This window comes from Pseudomonas sp. GOM6 (assembly GCF_029537485.1).
Classification (GTDB): domain Bacteria; phylum Pseudomonadota; class Gammaproteobacteria; order Pseudomonadales; family Pseudomonadaceae; genus Aquipseudomonas.
This window is the reverse complement of record NZ_JARPUS010000001.1, coordinates 128,633-147,999: the sequence shown is the minus strand read 5'-3', so window position 1 is coordinate 147,999 and position 19,367 is coordinate 128,633. Positions and strand designations below refer to the sequence as shown.

The window sequence follows — 19,367 nt, the reverse complement described above, 5'->3', positions numbered from 1 at the left end:
GCAGAAAGGGCCCGCTCCGGCGGGCTTTTTCATGGGCAAAGAAAAGCCCGCCAGTGCGGCGGGCTTTTCGTCAGCTATCGACTCAGGCGGTAGCCGGACGCAGCGAGTAGGTCTTCAGCTGTTCGGCAAACTCACGCAGGGACTGGATACCGCTGGCTTCGGCCTCATGCACCCACTGCTTGATCGCTTCGAGCATGTCGTGGCCATTGCTGCTGGTCTTGACCCAGATCTGCTGCAGGGCGATGCGCTTCTCGTAGATCACCTTGAGCGCCTGGCTCTGCGCCAGCAGCTCGCTGATGCGGGCATGGTGCTGCTCGTCGAGCAGGCTGGTCTCGCGCGACAGCAGGCGCTTGGCGCGGCGGAACAGGTGGCGCACCGATTCGTCGGCCTTGGCCAGCTCCTGCTGCACCAGCGGTTTGATCACCAGCTTGCGGTACTGCGCCATGATCTGGAAACGGTTGTTGAGGATGGCCATGGCGGTGTCCATGTCCAGGCTGTGCTTGCCCTCGACGCGGTGGGCGATGGGCGCCACGCGCTGCACCTTGGCCATGCCGAGGAAGCTGAACAGCTGGATCCAGGCCCAGCCCATGTCGAACTCCCACTTCTTCACCGACAGCTTGGCGCTGTTCGGGTAGGTGTGGTGGTTGTTGTGCAGCTCTTCACCGCCGATCAGGATGCCCCAGGGCACCAGGTTGGTGGCAGCATCGCGGCACTCGAAGTTGCGGTAGCCGACGGCATGGCCGAGGCCGTTGATCACGCCCGCCGCCCAGACCGGAATCCACATCATCTGGATCGCCCACACGGTCATGCCGAGCACACCGAACAGGGCCAGGTCGATGATCGCCATGAGGATGATGCCGCCCATGGGATGGCGGCTGTAGACATTGCGCTCGATCCAGTCATCCGGGCAGTTCTTGCCATAGATGCGCAGGGTTTCTTCGTTCTTCGCCTCTTCCTGGTACAGCTCCGCGCCCCTGCGCAGCACGGTGCCCAGGCCCTTGATCACCGGGCTGTGCGGGTCATCGACGGTTTCGCACTTGGCGTGGTGCTTGCGGTGGATGGCGGTCCACTCGCGGGTGTTCTGGCCGGTGGTCAGCCACAGCCAGAAGCGGAAAAAATGCTTGAGTGCCGGATGCAGCTCCAGCGAGCGGTGCGCCGAATAACGGTGCAGATAGACGGTGACGCTGACGATGGTGATGTGGGTCAGCACCAGGGTCACGGCGATGAGCTGCCAGACCGAGAGATCGAGTAAACCGTTGTACCACATGGATGGTGTTGCCTCGCAAAAAGGGAGAACGACTGTAAACCCAGCCTCCGGGCATTATCCCCAAGCGGGTGGAGAATGCCAGCGCAGCGTTAGACAAGAATGCACTGCTAGTCGACTTATCTATAATGTGCGGCATTTCGCACATCTCGCCACGGCCGGCCCCGCAATGAAATTCCAGCGCAGACCGCTACAGTTCAGTCTGTTTTACCTGATAGCCGCCGCGCTCTGGATTCTCGGCAGTGACACCCTCCTACTGGGGCTCGGCTTCGACCGCGACACGCTGAGCCGCTACCAGAGTCTCAAAGGCTTCGCCTTCGTGCTGCTCAGCGCCCTGGTGCTGTATGCCGTGCTGATGCGCCACTGGCGCGAGCAATGGCAAGTGCGACGCGAGCTGAAGGAAAGCGAGGAGCGCCTGGCCCTGGCCCTGGATTCGGCCCAGGAAGGCCTCTGGGATTGGGACATCAAAGGGCAGAAGGTGTTCTACTCGGCGGGCTACTGCGCCCTGCTCGGCTACAGCCCGGAGACGTTCGGCCAGGGCCAACAGGCTTGGGTCACGCGCCTGCACCCAGAGGACCGCACGCTGGCCGAGGAGCGCCTGCGCGCCCTGCTCGAGGAGCGCAGCCCCCACTACGAAAGCATCTTCCGCCTGCGCCACCGCGATGGCGAATACCGTTGGCTACACTCGCGCGGCCAGCTGCTGCTCGATGAACAGGGCCACCCCGAGCGCTTCATCGGCATCTCCAGCGACATCACCCAGCGCCGCGCCGACGAGGACAGCCTGCGTCAGGCCGCCGCCGTGTTCGACAGCACCCTGGAAGGGGTGCTGGTCACCGACCGCGACAAACGCATCGTGCACGTCAACCCGGCCTTCTCGCGGATTACCGGCTATGCCGTCGAAGACGTGCTGGGCCGCTCGCCCGACCTGTTCAAGTCCGGCCATCACGATGCTGACTTCTACCGCAGCCTGTGGCACGCCCTGGAGCAGCGCGGCTCGTGGAGTGGGGAGATCTGGAACCGGCGCAAAAGCGGCGAAATCTTCCCCATGTGGCAATGCATCCGCGTCATCCATGACGAGAATGGCAACCTCAGCCACTACGTGGCGGTGTTCTCCGATATCAGTGCGATCAAGCGCTCGCAACGCGAACTGGACTACCTGGCCCACCATGATCCGCTGACCACCCTGCCCAACCGCCTGCTGTTCGGCGAGCGCATCGAGCAGGCGTTGCAGCGTGCCCATCAAGACGGACTGCACGGTGCCCTACTACTGATCGATCTTGACCATTTCAAGATCATCAACGAGAGCCTCGGTCACAGCACCGGCGACCGTCTGCTCAAGTTGATTGGCGCGCGCCTGGGCGAAAGCCTGAGCGGCAAGCTGACCCTGGCACGCCTTGGCGGCGACGAGTTCGGCCTGCTCAGCAGTGAGTGCGCCCAGGCCGATCAGGCCTCGCAGCTGGCCCAGCGCGTACAGGACTGCCTGGCGCAGCCCTTCGTCGTCGACGGCGAGACCCTGTTCGTCAGCGCCAGTATCGGCATCAGCCTGTTCCCCGAAGACGGCGACTCGGTCGAGCAGCTGCTACGCAACGCCGACTCGGCACTGTTCCGCGCCAAAAACAGTGGGCGCCAGACGTTCAGCTTCTACAGCCAGGAGATGACCGCCCAGGCACGCCTGCGTGTCACGCTCGAGGCTGAGCTGCGCCAGGCCCTGCAGCACGAGCAGCTGCGCGTGTATTACCAGCCGATCCACCGCCTGGACGACGGCGCCATGCTCGGCGTCGAGGCCCTGGTGCGCTGGCAGCATCCGCAACGCGGCCTGGTGCCGCCCGGCGAGTTCATTCCGATGGCCGAGGACAGTGGCCTGATCGGTGCCATCGACGCCTGGGTGCTGGAGCAGGCCTGTGCGCAGATGGTGCGCTGGCAAACCGAGGGTGTACCGCTGGAGTTCGTCGCGGTGAACGTCTCCAGCCGCCTCTTCAGTCGGGGTGAGCTGGATCAGCGCGTGGAGCGGGTGCTGCGTGAAACCGGGCTGGAGCCTGCCTGCCTGGAGCTGGAAGTGACTGAAAGCGCGGTGATGGACGACCCCGATCGCGCCCTGCAGCTGCTGCAACGCCTGCAGGCGCTGGGCGTGCACCTGGCCATCGACGACTTCGGCACCGGCTACTCCTCGCTGGCGCGCCTCAAGCGCCTGCCGGTGCACAAGCTCAAGCTCGACCAGAGCTTCGTCCGCGGCCTGCCGCAGGACGGCGAGGATGCCGCCATTGCCCGCGCGGTGGTCAGCCTCGGCCAGAGTCTGGACCTGCGCGTGCTGGCCGAGGGCATCGAGACCGAGGCCCAGGCCGCTTACCTGCTGGGCATCGGCTGCAGCCTGGGACAAGGCTACTGGTTCGGTCGCCCGCAACCGGCCGATGAGGCAAGCGCCGCTTATCTGCGCCAGCTGGCCCAGACCTAGCGCATTGCGCGCCTGTCCGGGACGACACAGGCCGGGCCGAGCCCCCACGACAGGGCGATGAGCGCCGTTATGCGCGCCGCCGTGCGTGCTGCTCGATCTGCTGCTGCAAGCGATACAGGTAGGCGAAGCCCTGTTCCCAGCGGCAGTGACCGGAAGCCACGTTGATATGCCCGGCACCCGGCAGAATCAGCGCCTCAGCGCCCCAGTCGCGCGCCATCTGCGAGGCGCGTTCGGCACTGGCGGCCGGGTCGTTATCCGAGCCCACCAACAGACTGGGAAAGGGCAACCCATCACGGGGAATCGGCGCAAAACCGCGCAGGGCTTCCGGGCAATTGGCCCGCTCGACATCTGCAGGAGCCACCAGCAGCGCACCGCGCACCTTGTCCAGTGCGCTCGCCGAGGCCTGCGCGGCCCAGCGCGCCAGCGTGATGCAGCCCAGGCTGTGGGCCACCAGGATCAGCGGGGCCGGGGCCGTCGCAACACGCTGCTCAAGGGCTGCTACCCAACGCTCGGCATCGGGCCATAGCCAGTCGGCCTGCTCGACTCGGCTGGCATTTGGCAGGCTGCGCTGCCAGTGGCTCTGCCAGTGTTCGTCTGGCGAGCCCTGCCAGCCCGGCAGGATCAGGTAGTGCGTGGTCTGGCGGGACATGACGAGCCTCCTGGGAATGTCGGAGGCCAGTCTAAGCAGCGACTCAATCAATGGTAAGGAATAAGAATTTATTTGCTTATTCCATTTATAAAATTTCAGCCCAGCACGATGCAGTCCTTGCCCTGGCGCTTGGCCTGATACATCGCCGCGTCGGCACGGGCGTAGAGATCATCCAGGGTGTCGCCGTCGCCGAGGCAGGTCAGCCCCTGGCTGATGGTGACACCGAAGCTGTCGTCACCACTAGGAAACTGCAGGCGCTGCACTTCGCGTTGCAGGCGCTGCGCCACTTGCTGCGCCTGCTGCAGATCGCAGGCGGGAAACACCGCAGCAAACTCCTCACCGCCGATCCGCCCGAACAGATCGTCGCGACGCACCACATAGGCGCCGCAATGGGCCACCCGTTGCAGCACGCGGTCGCCGACCTGATGGCCATGGCCGTCGTTGATCTTCTTGAAGTCGTCAATGTCCAGCAGCAGGAAGGATAGCGGCTGGCCGCTGTCGCGCGCCTCGGCAAACAGCTCGGCGGCGCGCTCGAAGAAGTGCCGACGGTTGCTCGCGCCGGTCAGCACGTCGCTGGTGGCCAGGCGCTGCAGCTCGCTCTGCATGACTTTCTTCTCGGTGATGTCCTCGGCGATGCCGACCACCAGGGCGCGGCCGCCGAACAGCGCTGGCGAGCTGATGAAGCATTTGTCGCTGAGCCAGCGCACCTGACCGTCACCGCGGATGATGCGGTATTCGCGCTCCTCCACCGCACCGACCTGCATGACCGAGCGCAGACTCTGTTCGGCGTACTCCATGTCATCCGGGTAGATGCTGTTGCGCCACTCGCCGTAATCCGCCAGCAGCAGGGCAGCACTGCGCCCGAAGATGCGCTCGTACGCCGGGCTGACGTACACCATCTGCTGCTGGTCCCAGTCGAACGCCCAGAGCACGGCATTGACGCTGGCCAGCAGGCTGCCGACCAGCTGCTCGCGTTCGCGCAAGCGCTCCACCTCGCCACGGCAATGCAGCAGGCTGAGCGTCAGCTGCTCTACCTCGCTGGCGACCTGGCTCTGGTCTTCCATAACCTGACCTCTTCAATTCTTGACCGATCGTTCGAGCTTAAGCCTGCCACCGACTCCTGACGATGACCGGCCAGAGCCAATGTGACGGATGGCGTGAATTTCCAACAACGCCCTTCTGCCAGGGAACTCGACCACGACGGCGCGGTATCCATAGCGGCCGACAACCGCGCCCAAACACCTCAAATGACAAAAAGATATATAAAAATTCTTAAACGGTATTTTTAAGAATAAAAGATCGCTCCGTAATATCCGCTCCACGCCAGACCGGCGTTCAAGGAGCCGCCCCATGCACGCCCCACACACCAGCGATGCCGATCAGGCCAGCATCCTGCGGGAAATCCACAGCGCCCTGCGCGAGCTGCGCTTCGGCTCGGTGGAGATCACCGTACACAACGGCCAGGTCGTGCAGATCGAGCGCAAGGAAAAATTCCGTCTGCCGCCAACCACCAAACAACCCTGACCACCCCAGGCCCGACCGGATCACCGGAGGGCGTGAGCAACCCCAGAAGCGCGCTACCGAGCCCGCCAACGCCACGCCATCACTGCATCCCAAGGAGCCACAACCATGTCCGTTCGCACCTTCGCCCTGGCCGCCCTCGCCAGCGCCCTGTTCGCCAGCCCGGCGTTCGCCACCACGCAGATCCTCAACGTCTCCTACGACCCCACTCGCGAGCTGTACAGCGAGTTCAACACCGCCTTCAACCAGCACTGGACCGCCCAGGGCAAGGAAGCGGTGAAGATCCAGCAGTCCCACGGCGGCTCGGGCAAGCAGGCCCGCGCGGTGATCGACGGCCTGCGCGCCGACGTGGTGACCCTGGCCCTGGCCGGCGACATCGACGAGCTGCACAAGCTGGGCAAGCTGATCCCGGAAAACTGGCAGGAGCGTCTGCCGCAATCCAGCACGCCCTACACCTCGACCATCGTGTTCCTGGTGCGCAAGGGCAACCCGGAAGGCATCAAGGACTGGGATGACCTGGTCAAGCCGGGCGTGGAAGTGATCACCCCCAACCCGAAGACCTCCGGCGGCGCACGCTGGAACTTCCTGGCCGCCTGGGCCTATGCCCAGCAGCAGTACGGCAGCGAGGCCAAGGCTCAAGAGTTCGTACAGAAGCTGTACAAAAACGTCCCGGTGCTGGACACCGGCGCCCGTGGCTCGACCATCACCTTCGTCAACAACCAGATCGGCGACGTGCTGCTGGCCTGGGAGAACGAGGCCTTCCTGGCCCTGAAGGAGCAGGGTGGCGACCAGTTCGAAATCGTTGCGCCCTCGCTGTCCATCCTCGCCGAGCCGCCGGTGGCCGTGGTCGACAAGAACGTCGACCGGAAGGGCACCCGCGAAGTCGCCACCGCTTACCTGCAATACCTGTACAGCGAGGAAGGCCAGCGCATCGCCGCGAAGAACTTCTACCGCCCGCGTGATGCCAAGGTGGCCGCGGAGTTTGCCCAGCAGTTCCCGCAGCTGAAGCTGGTGACCATCGACAAGGACTTCGGCGGCTGGAAATCCGCCCAGCCCAAGTTCTTTAACGACGGTGGCATCTTCGACCAGATCTACCAGGCCCAGTGACGCTACTGCGCTCGGTCATACTGCGTTGAAAGCCGGCTCGGGCATGCTCATTTACCACCCGTAAACTCCGCTGCCCTCGCCGGCCTTCGCCTTGTCTGACCTTCGCTCGCAACGCGTCATTTCTTCGTCGCCAAACCAGCCAAGGCCAAAATCATGTCCCGTCGCATTTCCCCCGTCATACCCGGCTTCGGGCTGACGCTGGGCTACACCCTGGTGTACCTCAGCCTGTTGGTGCTGATTCCCCTGGGTGCCATGTTCGTGCACGCCGCCCAACTCAGTTGGGCCGAATTCTGGGCCATCATCAGCGCACCGCGGGTGCTGGCCGCCCTCAAGCTGAGCTTCGCCACTGCCTTCGCCGCCGCCCTGCTCAACGGCGTGATCGGTACCCTGCTGGCCTGGGTGCTGGTGCGCTACCGCTTCCCCGGGCGCAAGATCATCGATGCGATGATCGACCTGCCCTTCGCCCTGCCCACCGCCGTGGCCGGCATAGCCCTCACCGCGCTGTACGCCCCGGCCGGTCTGGTCGGCCAGTTCGCCAGCGAGCTGGGCTTCAAGATCGCCTACACCCCGCTGGGCATCACCCTGGCGCTGACCTTCGTCACCCTGCCCTTCGTGGTGCGCACCCTGCAACCGGTGCTGGCGGACATTCCGCGCGAGGTCGAGGAGGCCGCCGCCTGCCTGGGCGCCAGGCCCTTCCAGGTGTTCCGCCATGTGCTGCTACCGGCCCTGCTGCCGGCCTGGCTGACCGGCTTCGCCCTGGCCTTCGCCCGTGGCGTCGGCGAGTACGGGTCCGTCATTTTTATAGCCGGCAATATGCCGATGAAGACCGAGATCCTGCCACTGCTGATCATGGTCAAGCTCGACCAGTACGACTACACCGGCGCCACCGCGATCGGCGTGCTGATGCTGGTGGTGTCCTTCATCCTGCTGCTGCTGATCAACCTGCTGCAGCGCCGCATCGAACGCCCCTAAGGAGGCCGCCATGAGTAGCACCGTTCTGTCGTCCTCCACCCTGGCCAACGACCGGCGCCGCGGCAGCCCGCTCGGTCGCCGCGCGCTGATCGCCGGCGCCTGGCTGGTCTTCGCCCTGTTCCTCCTGCTGCCGCTGTTCGTGGTGCTCAGCGAAGCGCTCAAGCTCGGTTTCGGCACCTTCTTCAGCGCCCTGCTGGAGCCGGACGCGATTGCCGCGCTGCAGCTGACCCTGCTCGCCGTGGGCATCGCCGTGCCGCTCAACCTGGTGTTCGGCGTGGCCGCCGCCTGGTGCGTGAGCAAGTACGAGTTCCGCGGCAAGAGCCTGCTGGTGACCCTGATCGACCTGCCGTTCTCCGTCTCGCCGGTGATCGCCGGCCTGATCTACGTGCTGCTGTTCGGCGCCCAGGGCTTCTTCGGGCAGTGGCTGCAGGAACGCGACATCCAGATCATCTTCGCCCTACCCGGCATCGTCCTGGCGACCATCTTCGTCACCGTGCCCTTCGTCGCACGCGAGCTGATCCCACTGATGCAGGAACAGGGCACCCAGGAGGAAGAAGCAGCTCGCCTGCTCGGCGCCAGCGGCTGGCAGATGTTCTGGCACGTGACCCTGCCCAACATCAAATGGGGCCTGATCTACGGCGTGGTGCTGTGCGCCGCGCGGGCCATGGGCGAGTTCGGTGCGGTGTCGGTGGTGTCCGGGCATATCCGTGGCTACACCAACACCCTGCCGCTGCACGTCGAGATTCTCTACAACGAATACAACCATGTCGCCGCCTTCAGCGTGGCCAGCCTGTTGCTGGCCCTGGCCCTGATCATTCTGCTGCTCAAGCAGTGGAGCGAATCCCGTCTGTCCCGCCTACGTCACAGCGACGCGGAGGAATAAGCCATGTCCATCGAAATCCGTAACGTCAGCAAGACCTTCGGCGCCTTCCGCGCGCTCAACGACATCAACCTGGATATCCACAGCGGCGAGCTGGTGGCCCTGCTCGGCCCGTCCGGCTGCGGCAAGACCAGCCTGCTGCGCATCATCGCCGGCCTGGAGACGCCGGATGCCGGCAGCATCCAGTTCCACGGCGAGGACGTGTCCAACCACGATGTGCGCGATCGCAACGTCGGCTTCGTGTTCCAGCACTACGCGCTGTTCCGCCACATGACGGTCTTCGACAACGTCGCCTTCGGCCTGCGCATGAAGCCCAAGGGCGAGCGCCCGAGCGAGGCGGAGATCGCCGAACGGGTGCACGAGCTGCTCGGCATGGTGCAGCTCGACTGGCTGGCCGACCGCTACCCGGAGCAGCTGTCCGGCGGCCAGCGCCAGCGTATCGCCCTGGCTCGCGCCCTGGCGGTGAAACCCAAGGTGCTGCTGCTCGACGAGCCCTTCGGTGCCCTCGACGCCAAGGTGCGCAAGGAACTGCGCCGCAGGCTGGCACGCCTGCATGAGGAAGTGCACTTGACCAGCGTATTCGTCACCCACGACCAGGAAGAGGCCATGGAAGTGGCCGACCGCATCGTGGTGATGAACAAGGGCAGCATCGAGCAGATCGGCTCGCCGGCCGAGGTCTACGAGCAGCCGGCCAGCGACTTCGTCTACCACTTCCTCGGCGACGCCAACCGCCTGCACCTGGGCGACGACCAGCACCTGCTGTTCCGCCCGCACGAGGTGTCGCTGTCGCGCCTGGCCATCGACGAACACCGCGCGGCGCAGGTGCGCGACATCCGCCCTCTCGGCGCCATCACCCGGGTGACGCTCAAGGTCGAGGGCCAGGACGAACTGATCGAGGCGGAGGTGATCAAGGATCACGCCAGCCTGAGCGGCCTGGCACGCGGCACAACGCTGTATTTCCGCCCGCAGCTCTGAAGGAGGCTAGGCGACCGGCCAGCCCGGCCGCCTAGCACAGATCGGCGTGTGCCATCCGGACGGCGTCAAAATTGCGATTAAATTCACTCTTTTGGCTCATCCTTTGCTATCAGGATGCGCAGTAGGCTGTTGTTACTGCGTCGGGACCTGAACGGCACCCTCCGCATCCGCGCCGAGAAAAATAATAAGGAGCGACCGGGGATGAAACGTAACCCTTTGATTAAGCTGTATTTTTCATTGGCTTTTGGGCTGCTGACAGCCTTTTCCGCGGTGGCCCAGGCCGCCGCCATGACCGCTGCCGAGCAAGTACAGATCTATGCCTCCCGAGCGACCAGCAGCCTGCTGCTGCTGCGCGGCGAAGGCTTCCAGGAAGCCCATAAGGCACGCCTGGAGCAAGATATCGCCGAACTGGAAACCGCCGCGCAAAACGCCATGAGCGCCAGTTCGGAAATACCCGGCCTGACCACCAAACTTGTTACCCAGTTACGCCTGGGTGTTTCCTTTGGCCCCAACGAAGAAGATATGCCCTGGGCTTACCCCCAGGATCTCGCCCAGGCACTCCGTGAAGTATTGAGCACTGCCCGCAGCGTGCCGAATGCCGATCCGGCGGGCGAACTGCCGGCCAAGGTTGAATACCTCGGCGTGCAGTACCTGAGCCGCTCCTACATCGGCAGCTTCGAAACCGCCCGCGAACAGACTGAAAACTACATCGGCCAAGACGAGCGCCAGCTCGTCCCGCAAATCGACGCCGAGCTGAGCCAGCTGAACAGCAAGGGCAATAGCTCGGTGGCCAAGCTGAAGACCCGCTGGAAATTCCTGCGCGCCGCCCTGATCGACATGAACAGCGGCAGCAACGCCCTGGCCAGTGCCTCGGGTCGCGCCTTCGCGCCCACCACGGTGGATCGTCACACCCGCTCGCTGACCGACCAGTGGATCAGCCTGGGCCAGGTCGCCGGAGCGCCATAGGCCACTGTGCGCAAAAAGCCGGGCACTGCCCGGCTTTTTCTTGCCCGCTCGATCAGGCCTGTAACGCCTCGCGTACAAAGTCCAGGCGGTCCTGGCCGAAGAACAGCTCGTTGCCGACGAACATGCTCGGCGCACCGAATACGCCACGCTTGACCGCCTCGTCGGTATTGGCCTTGAGCTGATCCTTGATCGCCTGTTCGCTGCTCAGTGCCAGCAACTGCTGCGGCTCGAAACCGCCCTTGGCCAGCACCTCGCCCAGCACCGCCAGATCACCCAGATTCTTCGCCTGTACCCACAGGGCCTCGAAGATCAGCGCGAGAAATGCCTCGAAGCGCTCCGGCATACGCTCCTGCACCGCTACCGCAGCACGCATCAGGCCCAGGGTGTTGATCGGGAAGTGCGGGTTGAACTGCATCGGCACCTGGTAGCGCCGGGCGAAACGGGCCAGGTCCTGGAGCATGAAACGCCCCTTGGCCGGGATGGTCACCGGCGAAGCACCGCCCGTGGCCTGGAACACCCCGCCGAGCAGCATCGGCTTGTACACCAGGGTCGCACCTTCCTCGGCGCAGAGCTGCGGCAACTGGGTCCAGGCCAGGTAGGTGGTGGGGCTGCCGAAATCGAAATAAAACTCGACGGTTTTGCTCATGAATGACTTCTCTCTTTTTGATTGTTCTAACGAAGTTTCGCGACCCTGCGAGCGGCGTTCAGGCTAGGCGGCGCAGCGGGGAGAAAGCGCAGTTGGCTACTGCCAATGAGCATTTCGCACCGCTGTGCCAACGACGCCTGGGCGCCGCGCAGCGGGTCGGTGCGCGTTACCACTTCTCCATCCAGGGGCGCAGATCCAGCTCGAAGGTCCAGGCATCGCGCGGCTGGGCATGCAGGAACCAGTAGTTGTCGGCGATATGCTCGGGATCGAGGATGCCGTCCTGCTCCTTGCGCGCGTACATCTCGGGAAAGCTGTCGCGGATAAAGGCGGTGTCGATGGCGCCGTCCACCACCACATGGGCGACATGGATATTCCGCGGCCCCAGCTCGCGCGCCATGCTCTGCGCCAGGGCACGCACGCCGTGCTTGGCGCCGGCGAAGGCGGCGAAATTGGCGGCACCGCGCAGGCCGGCGGTGGCCCCGGTGAACAGAATGGTGCCGCGCCCGCGCACGACCATGCGCCGCGCCACCGCCTGGGCAGTGAGAAAGGCGGAGAAGCAGGCCATCTCCCAGATCTTGAAGTACTTGCGCGCCGTCTCGTCGAGGATGCTGCATGGCACATTGGCGCCAATATTGAAGACGAAGGCCTCGATCGGGCCGATATCGCGCTCGATCGTCTCGACCAGTTCAGCCACCGCCTCCTCCTTGCGTGCATCGGAGGCAAAGCCATGAGCCTCGCCGCCCGCCGCGCGGATCTCATCGACCAGCGGCTGCAACTTGTCGGCACTGCGCCGGGTCACGCAGGCCACATACCCCTCGCGGGCAAAACGCTTGGCGATGGCACCGCCGGTCGCGTCACCCGCACCAATGACCAGCACCACTTTCTTGTCGTTGCTCATGCGCCACCTTTACTAAACGATCACTTAGTAAACGAACGTTATGCTACGCTTCCAACACCCGTCAAGCAGAGAGTCCGTCATGCGCTATTCCGCCGAACACAAGGCCCAGACCCGCGAGAAGCTGCTGACCAGCAGCGGCGCACTGGCCAAGCGCGGCGGCTTCGCCGGCACCGGCGTGGACGGCCTGATGAAAGCCATCGGCCTGACCGGCGGCGCCTTCTATGGCCACTTTGCCTCCAAGGATGAACTCTTCGCCGCCATCGTCGAGCGCGAGCTGAGCCAAAGCCTGACGTTGCTCGGCAGCGAGGATGCCAGTCGCGACAAGCTGAAGCGCTGCCTGGATCTGTATCTGAGCCTGCAGCATGTGGAACAACCGGACAGCGGCTGCGCCATCCCCACCCTGGGGGCCGAAATCGCCCGCGCCGACAGCAGCGTGCGCGAACGCGCCGAGCATTGGCTGGTACGCCTGCAACAGGCCTGGGCCAAGGAGTTGGCCGATCCGCAACTGGCCTGGGCGATCCTTGCCCAATGTGTCGGTGCACTGGTCGTGGCCCGTATGCTGGCAAGCCCACCGCGACAAGCCGAGGTGCTGACCGCCAGCAGAGCGATGATCGACCGCAGCCTGGATTGACTCAGGGCAATGCCGGCCTGCAGTTATCGGGCTAGCGTTGCATCCAGCGCTAGATGACTCGCTGGTCGTCGGCATTATCTGGATAAAAATCGGGCAAACCGTAGAATGCGCGCCGCCATATTGGCGCCATTACTTTGCCACTATTCGAGTCATCCATGTCCGCCTCGGCCGTCAGCCCTGAAATCCTCATTGCCGAAGCAGACCCCTGGACTGCCGAACTGCTGACCCAGCTCGTGCTGGATGTGCGCAGTGATGCACGCGTCCAGCGCCTGGATGACGGCACAGCCGCGCTCGCCAGTTGCAGGCGCCGCCTCCCCGACCTGGTGATTGCCGATGGTGAGCTGCCCGGTGTCGACGGTATCGAGCTGTTGCGCCAACTGCGGCGCCACCCGAGAACCCCTGCCCTGCCCTGCATCCTGATCAGCCGCCGGGTCGACACCCAAAGTGTGCGGGCAGTGCTGCCCCTCGCCCCGACCGCCTACCTGGCCCGCCCCTTCAACGCCGAACTGTTGCGCCAGAAGATTGCCAGCCTGTTACCGGCGGCCAATGCGGCCAACCTCCCGGCCAGCAAAGCCCTGCCGGCAGCCAGCCTGGAGCAGTACCTCGACGATGTACGCGAAGAAGGCCAGGGTGCGCCACTGTTGAGCGAGGTACGCGACGCGGTCAGCGCCTGCCTGCAAGCCGCCAACAGCGACTTGGGCAGCCTGGCCCGCGACTTTGCCCGCGACCCGCAAATCACCGCACGCCTGATCGCCGCCGCCAACAGCGCGGCCGAACAGCGCAGCGGCATCTGCCAGACCCTGCCCCAGGCCATGCAACGCCTGGGCATCGCCCACAGCCTCAATCTGGTGCTGGGGCTGGCCGTACAGCGCAACGCCCGCCTGCAGGACCCGCGCCTACGCGAAGCAGCGACCCAGGCCGGCGACCGGGCCCAGCAATGCGCGGAGCTGGCCCACTGGCTGGCTGCACAACTGCGCCTCGACCATGAGCTGTGCTACACCGCCGGCCTATTGCACAACATCGGCGAACTGGCGCTGCTGCGCAGCCTGCAGGACTGGCTGAACCTGGGCGGGGAGCTGAGCGACGAACAGATCGCTGCCTGCCTGAACAAGCGCGCCTCAGGCTTCGGCTCGGCCTTGCGCATGCGCTGGCGCCTGCCACTGGGCCTGCGCGAGCTGATCGCCGCGTTCTACCAGCTCGGCAGCGGCGTATTCAGCCGCGAAGCCCTGGTACTCAACCTCAGCGCGGCCCTGCTGGAGCTGCCTGCTGACGGCAACCCGCAGGCACTGATCGAGTCGCGTCCTGCCCGCCTGCTGCGTCTACGCAGCGAGCTGCTGCATGGAGTGCCGACGCACTTGCGGCGTTCGGCCTAGCCGGCTTCTGCGGCCTGGCGCAGGCCAGCGAGGTCGGCGATCTCGATTTCGCCATAGGTCAGGCGCACCACGCCGCGCACCTGCAACTCCTTGAGGATCTGATTGGTCGTCTGCCGCGACAGCCCGAGCATCAGCGCCAGCTGCTCCTGAGCCAGGTGCAGTGTCTGCCGCGGTCCAATCTCGCCATACCCCTCCGCCATCAGCAGCAAACGCTGCGCCAGGCGTTGGGCGGCGGGCAGCAGACTCATCTGCTCTAGGGCGATAAAGGTCAGGCGCAGCTTTTGACTCATCAACAAGGCGAAATCTCGCCAGTAGCCGGGTTCGCGCTCCAGCAACTCCAGCAGAGCAGCCTGCGGCACCTGCAGTAGACGGGTCGGACCTTCCGCATAGGCGTCATGGGTACGCGGCTGGCCATCGAACAGGGAAATCTCGCCAAACCAGTAGGGCGCCTCGACCAGGGTCAGCAAGGCTTCCTTGCCGTCCCGACCGACCGCGCCGACCCGCATCATTCCCTCCAGCACGGCGTACAGGCCGCAGGGCGGGTCACCTCGACAGAACAGACGCTGGCCCGGCTCAAGCCGGAGCAGGCGCGCCTTGTCCAGCAGGGCGGCACGCAAAGCCGGCGGCAGGTGGCTGAACCACTGGCCGCTTTGCAGCAGGGTTAGATAGGTGGCGGGATTATCGGGCATGGGCTTTGTCGCCTAACTGACAGTCGTGTATCGGCTGCTGCCGCGATCATGCCAGCAACCTGCCTTGCTGAGGACCATAACAATGAAAACCCTCGTCGATCATCTCGCCCAATACGCCGAATACCACCGCGACCGGCGCAATATCCTCAGCCACTTCATCGGCATTCCGATGATCGTGGTCGCCGTCGCCATCCTGCTGTCGCGCCCAGGCTGGGACCTCGCCGGCCTGTGGGGCTCGCCGGCACTGCTCACGGCGCTGGCCGCCAGCACCTTCTACCTGCGCCTGGACCTGCACTTCGGCCTGCTCATGGCGGCCCTGTTGGCGCTGTGTCTGTGGGCCGGTGCCACGCTGGCCCAGCAATCCACCCTGGTCTGGCTAGGTAGCGGCCTCGGCCTGTTCGTGGTCGGCTGGATCATCCAGTTCATCGGCCACTACTACGAAGGGCGCAAACCCGCCTTCGTCGATGACCTGATGGGCCTGGTAGTCGGCCCGTTGTTCGTGGTCGCCGAACTGGGCTTCCTGCTCGGCCTGCGCCCGGATGTGCAGGAAGCCGTGGAAAAGCGCGCCGGCCCGACCTGCATTCGCCCGCGCAAGGCGCTGGCATGAAATGCCCTGCCGGCAGCAGGTAGTGCCTCTGCCGGCATCACTACAAGAACGACTCCGTCTGTCGACTTTGCGACATCCGCCTGCGTATTGGCTGTGACTGACAAACGGTCATTCAGCTCCCTGATAACCCGCAATCCCTTTGTTCATCCGCAATTTAGCGCCATCCCAGCGCTGACGGCACTTTGCAGGGCGCGTGACAATTATTTGGTCACCGCGTGACTTGTAGTTATTCCACGGTGCCGCTTCATAAATTCTTGATGCCCCTGCCAATCGCCTGCACAATGCCGCGCCCGCCCTGTTGTGGGGCGGTTTGTGCTGATCCCCTTTTTGCCCGCGTACCAGCGTAGTAGGCGGGTTCACCTAAAAGATCACGCAGGAGATTATGAAGTGCACATCGGTGTTCCTCTCGAGACCCACGCCGGGGAGACGCGGGTTGCCGCGACGCCCGAGACCGTCAAGAAACTGGTTGGCCAAGGCCACCAGGTGACCGTCCAGGCGGGTGCCGGCGTCAGCGCCAGCATCCCTGATAGCGCCTTTGAAGCCGCCGGCGCGGCCATCGGCAACGAGTCCGCCGCCTTCGGTGCCGACCTGGTGCTGAAAGTGGTCGCCCCGACCGAAGCCGAACTGGCCCACATGAAGTCCGGCGCTGTGCTGGTCGGCATGCTCAACCCGTTCTGCAACGACACCATCGCGCGCATGAATGCCCGCGGCATCACCGCCTTCGCCCTGGAGGCCGCGCCGCGTACCTCCCGCGCGCAGAGCCTGGACGTGCTGAGTTCGCAGGCCAACATCGCCGGCTACAAGGCCGTGATGCTCGCCGCCAACCACTATCCGCGCTTCATGCCGATGCTGATGACCGCCGCCGGTACCGTGAAGGCCGCCCGCGTGCTGATCCTCGGCGCCGGTGTCGCTGGCCTGCAGGCCATCGCCACGGCCAAGCGCCTGGGTGCGGTGATCGAGGCCTCGGACGTGCGCCCTGCCGTGAAGGAGCAGATCGAGTCGCTCGGCGCCAAGTTCGTCGACGTGCCGTTCGAGACCGATGAAGAGCGCGAGTGCGCCCAGGGTGTCGGCGGTTACGCCCGCCCGATGCCGCAATCCTGGATGGAGCGCCAGGCCAAGGCCGTGCACGAGCGCGCCAAGCAGGCCGATATCGTCATCACCACCGCGCTGATCCCGGGCCGCAAGGCGCCGACCCTGCTGCATGAGGCCACCGTTGCCGAGATGAAGCCGGGCTCCGTGGTCATCGACCTGGCCGCGGCCCAAGGTGGCAACTGCCCGCTGACCGAGGCCGACCAGGTCGTGGTCAAGCACGGCGTGACCCTCGTCGGCCACACCAACCTGGCCGCGCTGGTACCGGCGGATGCCTCCGCCCTGTACGCCCGCAACCTGCTGGATTTCCTCAAGCTCGTGATCGACAAGGAAGCCCAGTTCCAGCTCAACCTCGAAGACGACATCGTCGCCGCCTGCCTGATGTGCAAGGGCGGTGAAGTCGTGCGCAAGAACGGTTAAGGAGTCGCGAGATGGAACTGATCTCCCCCAGCATCTACAACCTGATCATCTTCGTGCTGGCCATCTACGTGGGCTACCACGTGGTGTGGAACGTTACCCCGGCCCTGCACACCCCGCTGATGGCGGTGACCAACGCGATCTCCGCGATCGTCATCGTCGGCGCCATGCTGGCCGCCGCCCTGACCGTGACCCCGCTGGGCAAGGCCATGGGCACCCTCGCCGTGGCCCTGGCCGCGGTCAACGTGTTCGGTGGCTTCCTGGTCACCCGCCGCATGCTGGAAATGTTCAAGAAGAAGGCGCCCAAAGCCAAGGCGGAGGGCAAATAAGATGAGCATGAACCTGATCACCCTGCTGTACCTCGTCGCCTCGGTGTGCTTCATCCAGGCACTCAAGGGCCTCTCCCACCCGACCACCTCGCGCCAGGGCAATGCCTTCGGCATGGTCGGCATGGCCATCGCCGTGGTCACCACCATCTTCCTGGTGTTCAAACTGGGCGCGGAAATGGCCGAAGGCGGCGCCGCCACTGGCCTCGCCTACGTACTGGTTGGCCTGCTGGTCGGCGGCACCGCCGGCTCGATCATGGCCAAGCGCGTGGAAATGACCAAGATGCCGGAACTGGTCGCCTTCATGCACAGCATGATCGGCCTGGCCGCAGTCTTCATCGCCATCGCCGCAGTCGTCGAGCCGCAGTCGCTGGGCATCGTCGCCAACCTGGGTGATGCCATCCCGGCCGGCAACCGCCTGGAGCTGTTCCTCGGCGCGGCCATCGGTGCCATCACCTTCTCCGGTTCGGTGATCGCCTTCGGCAAGCTGTCGGGCAAGTACAAGTTCCGCCTGTTCCAGGGCGCCCCGGTAGTGTTCAAAGGCCAGCACATGGTCAACCTGGTCATCGGCCTGGCGATCCTGGCCCTGGGCCTGTACTTCACCTTCACCGGCAACATCACCGCCTTCGCCATCCTGGTGGCGCTGGCCTTCGTCATCGGCGTGCTGATCATCATCCCGATCGGCGGCGCCGACATGCCGGTGGTGGTGTCGATGCTCAACAGCTACTCGGGCTGGGCAGCGGCCGGTATCGGCTTCTCGCTGAACAACTCGATGCTGATCGTCGCCGGTTCGCTGGTCGGTTCCTCGGGTGCCATCCTCTCGTACATCATGTGCAAGGCGATGAACCGCTCGTTCTTCAACGTCATCCTCGGCGGCTTCGGTGCCGACGCTGATGCCGGCGGCCCGGCCGGCGCCCAGCAGGAGCGCAACGTGAAGTCGGGCTCCTCCGACGACGCCGCCTTCCTGCTGACCAACGCCGACACCGTGGTCATCGTCCCGGGCTACGGCCTGGCCGTGGCCCGTGCCCAGCACGCGCTGATGGAACTGGCCGAGAAGCTGACCCATCGCGGCGTAACCGTGAAGTACGCGATCCACCCGGTGGCCGGCCGTATGCCGGGCCACATGAACGTCCTGCTGGCCGAGGCCGAAGTGCCTTACGAGCAGGTGTTCGAGATGGAAGACATCAACTCCGAGTTCGGTCAGACCGACGTGGTCCTGGTGCTCGGCGCCAACGACGTGGTCAACCCGGCGGCGAAGAACGATCCGAAGTCGCCGATCGCCGGCATGCCGATCCTCGAGGCCTACAAGGCCAAGACCATCATCGTCAACAAGCGCTCCATGGCCAGCGGCTACGCCGGCCTGGACAACGAACTGTTCTACATGGACAAGACCATGATGGTGTTCGGCGACGCGAAGAAGGTCATCGAGGACATGGTGAAGGCGGTCGAGTAAGGCGCTTTCTCCAAGCCAATAGAAAAACCCGGCCTTGTGCCGGGTTTTTTGTGCTCCATGCGATAGCCCCTTGAACTGGGCTCGTCTATTTTCGTCCAATACACACTTTGATTCTGCTCCCGGAGCCCCCATGCGCCGCCTGCTGTCCGCTGTTGTCCTCTCGTCTCTCTGCTTCGCCGCCACCATCCAAGCCCAAACCCTGGTCGCCACCAGCAATATCCTCGTCCGCGCTCTGGATCGCAGCCTCGACTTCACCTCCGACACCACGACTTCAGTACGCGATATGAAAGTCGTGCGCGCCGCTCGTGACGAGGCGGCCAGCTTCGTGGCCAGCGAGGGCGACCTGCGCGGCGCTCAGCTGGAGGCTGCCTTCGGCACCTTGCGCGAGCGTCTGCCGGAAGCGCGCCAGGCATCCGACTTGCAACTGGCCGAAGCCATTCTCGCGCTGTGAT

Annotated in this window: 20 protein-coding genes; 14 read left to right on the top strand and 6 right to left on the bottom strand. The window is 64.7% G+C overall.

Annotation, left to right across the window (positions count from 1 at the left end; all coding sequences use genetic code 11):
* Positions 1-82: 82 nt before the first annotated feature.
* Complete coding sequence (gene desA, locus P7A97_RS00715; protein WP_277688007.1) at positions 83-1,267, bottom strand: delta-9 fatty acid desaturase DesA; 1,185 nt, start codon at positions 1,265-1,267, stop codon at positions 83-85.
* Between the two features lie 166 nt (positions 1,268-1,433).
* Between desA and dibA the strand changes: the two genes are divergently transcribed.
* Positions 1,434-3,716 carry a phosphodiesterase DibA gene (dibA, locus tag P7A97_RS00710; protein ID WP_277688006.1) on the top strand — a complete coding sequence of 761 codons (2,283 nt, stop codon included), beginning with the start codon at positions 1,434-1,436 and terminating at the stop codon, positions 3,714-3,716.
* 67 nt (positions 3,717-3,783) lie between these two features.
* On the opposite strand, the gene P7A97_RS00705 is transcribed toward dibA, so the two are convergent.
* Complete coding sequence (locus P7A97_RS00705; protein WP_277688005.1) at positions 3,784-4,365, bottom strand: alpha/beta hydrolase; 582 nt, start codon at positions 4,363-4,365, stop codon at positions 3,784-3,786.
* A 95-nt stretch (positions 4,366-4,460) separates the two neighbouring features.
* Positions 4,461-5,429: a sensor domain-containing diguanylate cyclase gene (locus P7A97_RS00700; RefSeq protein WP_277688004.1), complete on the bottom strand. Its 969-nt coding sequence runs from the start codon at positions 5,427-5,429 to the stop codon at positions 4,461-4,463.
* A 286-nt stretch (positions 5,430-5,715) separates the two neighbouring features.
* Between P7A97_RS00700 and oscA the strand changes: the two genes are divergently transcribed.
* From oscA to P7A97_RS00670, 6 genes are all read left to right on the top strand, one after another.
* Positions 5,716-5,889 (top strand): sulfur starvation response protein OscA, encoded by a 174-nt coding sequence (gene oscA, locus P7A97_RS00695; protein ID WP_277688003.1) that lies wholly within the window; start codon positions 5,716-5,718, stop codon positions 5,887-5,889.
* Between the two features lie 105 nt (positions 5,890-5,994).
* Positions 5,995-6,993, top strand: a complete 999-nt coding sequence (locus P7A97_RS00690) for a sulfate ABC transporter substrate-binding protein (RefSeq protein ID WP_277688002.1) — start codon at positions 5,995-5,997, stop codon at positions 6,991-6,993.
* Between the two features lie 153 nt (positions 6,994-7,146).
* Positions 7,147-7,965, top strand: a complete 819-nt coding sequence (cysT, locus tag P7A97_RS00685) for a sulfate ABC transporter permease subunit CysT (RefSeq protein ID WP_277688001.1) — start codon at positions 7,147-7,149, stop codon at positions 7,963-7,965.
* Positions 7,966-7,975: 10 nt separating this feature from the next.
* The gene (cysW, locus tag P7A97_RS00680; protein WP_277688000.1) at positions 7,976-8,848 is read left to right on the top strand and encodes a sulfate ABC transporter permease subunit CysW; all 873 of its coding nucleotides are present in this window, start codon (positions 7,976-7,978) and stop codon (positions 8,846-8,848) included.
* 3 nt (positions 8,849-8,851) lie between these two features.
* Positions 8,852-9,820, top strand: a complete 969-nt coding sequence (locus P7A97_RS00675) for a sulfate ABC transporter ATP-binding protein (protein WP_277687999.1) — start codon at positions 8,852-8,854, stop codon at positions 9,818-9,820.
* 201 nt (positions 9,821-10,021) lie between these two features.
* Positions 10,022-10,786 (top strand): hypothetical protein, encoded by a 765-nt coding sequence (locus tag P7A97_RS00670; RefSeq protein WP_277687998.1) that lies wholly within the window; start codon positions 10,022-10,024, stop codon positions 10,784-10,786.
* Positions 10,787-10,838: 52 nt separating this feature from the next.
* Here the strand turns inward: P7A97_RS00670 and P7A97_RS00665 are convergent, their stop codons facing one another.
* Positions 10,839-11,432, bottom strand: a complete 594-nt coding sequence (locus tag P7A97_RS00665) for a 2-hydroxychromene-2-carboxylate isomerase (protein WP_277687997.1) — start codon at positions 11,430-11,432, stop codon at positions 10,839-10,841.
* 166 nt (positions 11,433-11,598) lie between these two features.
* Complete coding sequence (locus P7A97_RS00660; protein WP_277687996.1) at positions 11,599-12,330, bottom strand: SDR family oxidoreductase; 732 nt, start codon at positions 12,328-12,330, stop codon at positions 11,599-11,601.
* Between the two features lie 79 nt (positions 12,331-12,409).
* Here P7A97_RS00660 and P7A97_RS00655 point away from each other — a divergent pair, with 79 nt between their 5' ends.
* Together P7A97_RS00655 and P7A97_RS00650 are read left to right on the top strand one after the other, a co-directional pair.
* Positions 12,410-12,961, top strand: a complete 552-nt coding sequence (locus tag P7A97_RS00655) for a TetR/AcrR family transcriptional regulator (RefSeq protein WP_277687995.1) — start codon at positions 12,410-12,412, stop codon at positions 12,959-12,961.
* Positions 12,962-13,116: 155 nt separating this feature from the next.
* Entirely contained in the window at positions 13,117-14,334 is a 1,218-nt protein-coding gene (locus P7A97_RS00650; RefSeq protein WP_277687994.1) for an HDOD domain-containing protein, read from the top strand.
* Here P7A97_RS00650 and P7A97_RS00645 read toward each other — a convergent pair.
* A complete protein-coding gene (locus tag P7A97_RS00645; protein ID WP_277687993.1) occupies positions 14,331-15,023 on the bottom strand; it encodes a Crp/Fnr family transcriptional regulator in 693 nt (230 codons plus the stop codon). The two genes, P7A97_RS00650 and P7A97_RS00645, sit on opposite strands and share 4 nt — an antisense overlap.
* 82 nt (positions 15,024-15,105) lie before the next feature.
* On the opposite strand from P7A97_RS00645, the gene P7A97_RS00640 reads away from it, so the two are divergent.
* From P7A97_RS00640 to P7A97_RS00620, 5 genes are all read left to right on the top strand, one after another.
* Complete coding sequence (locus tag P7A97_RS00640; protein ID WP_277687992.1) at positions 15,106-15,630, top strand: Mpo1-like protein; 525 nt, start codon at positions 15,106-15,108, stop codon at positions 15,628-15,630.
* A gap of 387 nt (positions 15,631-16,017) precedes the next feature.
* A complete protein-coding gene (locus tag P7A97_RS00635; RefSeq protein WP_277687991.1) occupies positions 16,018-17,139 on the top strand; it encodes a Re/Si-specific NAD(P)(+) transhydrogenase subunit alpha in 1,122 nt (373 codons plus the stop codon).
* 11 nt (positions 17,140-17,150) lie between these two features.
* On the top strand, positions 17,151-17,465 hold the full coding sequence (locus P7A97_RS00630) for an NAD(P) transhydrogenase subunit alpha (protein ID WP_021700956.1): 315 nt from the start codon (positions 17,151-17,153) through the stop codon (positions 17,463-17,465).
* 1 nt (position 17,466) lies between these two features.
* Positions 17,467-18,915, top strand: a complete 1,449-nt coding sequence (locus P7A97_RS00625) for an NAD(P)(+) transhydrogenase (Re/Si-specific) subunit beta (protein WP_277687990.1) — start codon at positions 17,467-17,469, stop codon at positions 18,913-18,915.
* Between the two features lie 130 nt (positions 18,916-19,045).
* Positions 19,046-19,366 carry a DUF2388 domain-containing protein gene (locus tag P7A97_RS00620; protein WP_277687989.1) on the top strand — a complete coding sequence of 107 codons (321 nt, stop codon included), beginning with the start codon at positions 19,046-19,048 and terminating at the stop codon, positions 19,364-19,366.
* Position 19,367 lies beyond the last annotated feature (1 nt).

Coding starts and splice junctions, on each gene's coding strand:
- P7A97_RS00655 (WP_277687995.1), top strand. CDS start 12,410: ATGCGCTATTCCGCCGAACACAAGGCCCAGACCCGCGAGAAGCTGCTG.
- P7A97_RS00650 (WP_277687994.1), top strand. CDS start 13,117: ATGTCCGCCTCGGCCGTCAGCCCTGAAATCCTCATTGCCGAAGCAGAC.
- P7A97_RS00665 (WP_277687997.1), bottom strand. CDS start 11,432: ATGAGCAAAACCGTCGAGTTTTATTTCGATTTCGGCAGCCCCACCACC.
- P7A97_RS00640 (WP_277687992.1), top strand. CDS start 15,106: ATGAAAACCCTCGTCGATCATCTCGCCCAATACGCCGAATACCACCGC.
- P7A97_RS00645 (WP_277687993.1), bottom strand. CDS start 15,023: ATGCCCGATAATCCCGCCACCTATCTAACCCTGCTGCAAAGCGGCCAG.
- P7A97_RS00675 (WP_277687999.1), top strand. CDS start 8,852: ATGTCCATCGAAATCCGTAACGTCAGCAAGACCTTCGGCGCCTTCCGC.
- oscA (WP_277688003.1), top strand. CDS start 5,716: ATGCACGCCCCACACACCAGCGATGCCGATCAGGCCAGCATCCTGCGG.
- P7A97_RS00670 (WP_277687998.1), top strand. CDS start 10,022: ATGAAACGTAACCCTTTGATTAAGCTGTATTTTTCATTGGCTTTTGGG.
- cysT (WP_277688001.1), top strand. CDS start 7,147: ATGTCCCGTCGCATTTCCCCCGTCATACCCGGCTTCGGGCTGACGCTG.
- P7A97_RS00700 (WP_277688004.1), bottom strand. CDS start 5,429: ATGGAAGACCAGAGCCAGGTCGCCAGCGAGGTAGAGCAGCTGACGCTC.
- cysW (WP_277688000.1), top strand. CDS start 7,976: ATGAGTAGCACCGTTCTGTCGTCCTCCACCCTGGCCAACGACCGGCGC.
- desA (WP_277688007.1), bottom strand. CDS start 1,267: ATGTGGTACAACGGTTTACTCGATCTCTCGGTCTGGCAGCTCATCGCC.
- dibA (WP_277688006.1), top strand. CDS start 1,434: ATGAAATTCCAGCGCAGACCGCTACAGTTCAGTCTGTTTTACCTGATA.
- P7A97_RS00620 (WP_277687989.1), top strand. CDS start 19,046: ATGCGCCGCCTGCTGTCCGCTGTTGTCCTCTCGTCTCTCTGCTTCGCC.
- P7A97_RS00705 (WP_277688005.1), bottom strand. CDS start 4,365: ATGTCCCGCCAGACCACGCACTACCTGATCCTGCCGGGCTGGCAGGGC.
- P7A97_RS00660 (WP_277687996.1), bottom strand. CDS start 12,330: ATGAGCAACGACAAGAAAGTGGTGCTGGTCATTGGTGCGGGTGACGCG.
- P7A97_RS00690 (WP_277688002.1), top strand. CDS start 5,995: ATGTCCGTTCGCACCTTCGCCCTGGCCGCCCTCGCCAGCGCCCTGTTC.
- P7A97_RS00630 (WP_021700956.1), top strand. CDS start 17,151: ATGGAACTGATCTCCCCCAGCATCTACAACCTGATCATCTTCGTGCTG.
- P7A97_RS00625 (WP_277687990.1), top strand. CDS start 17,467: ATGAGCATGAACCTGATCACCCTGCTGTACCTCGTCGCCTCGGTGTGC.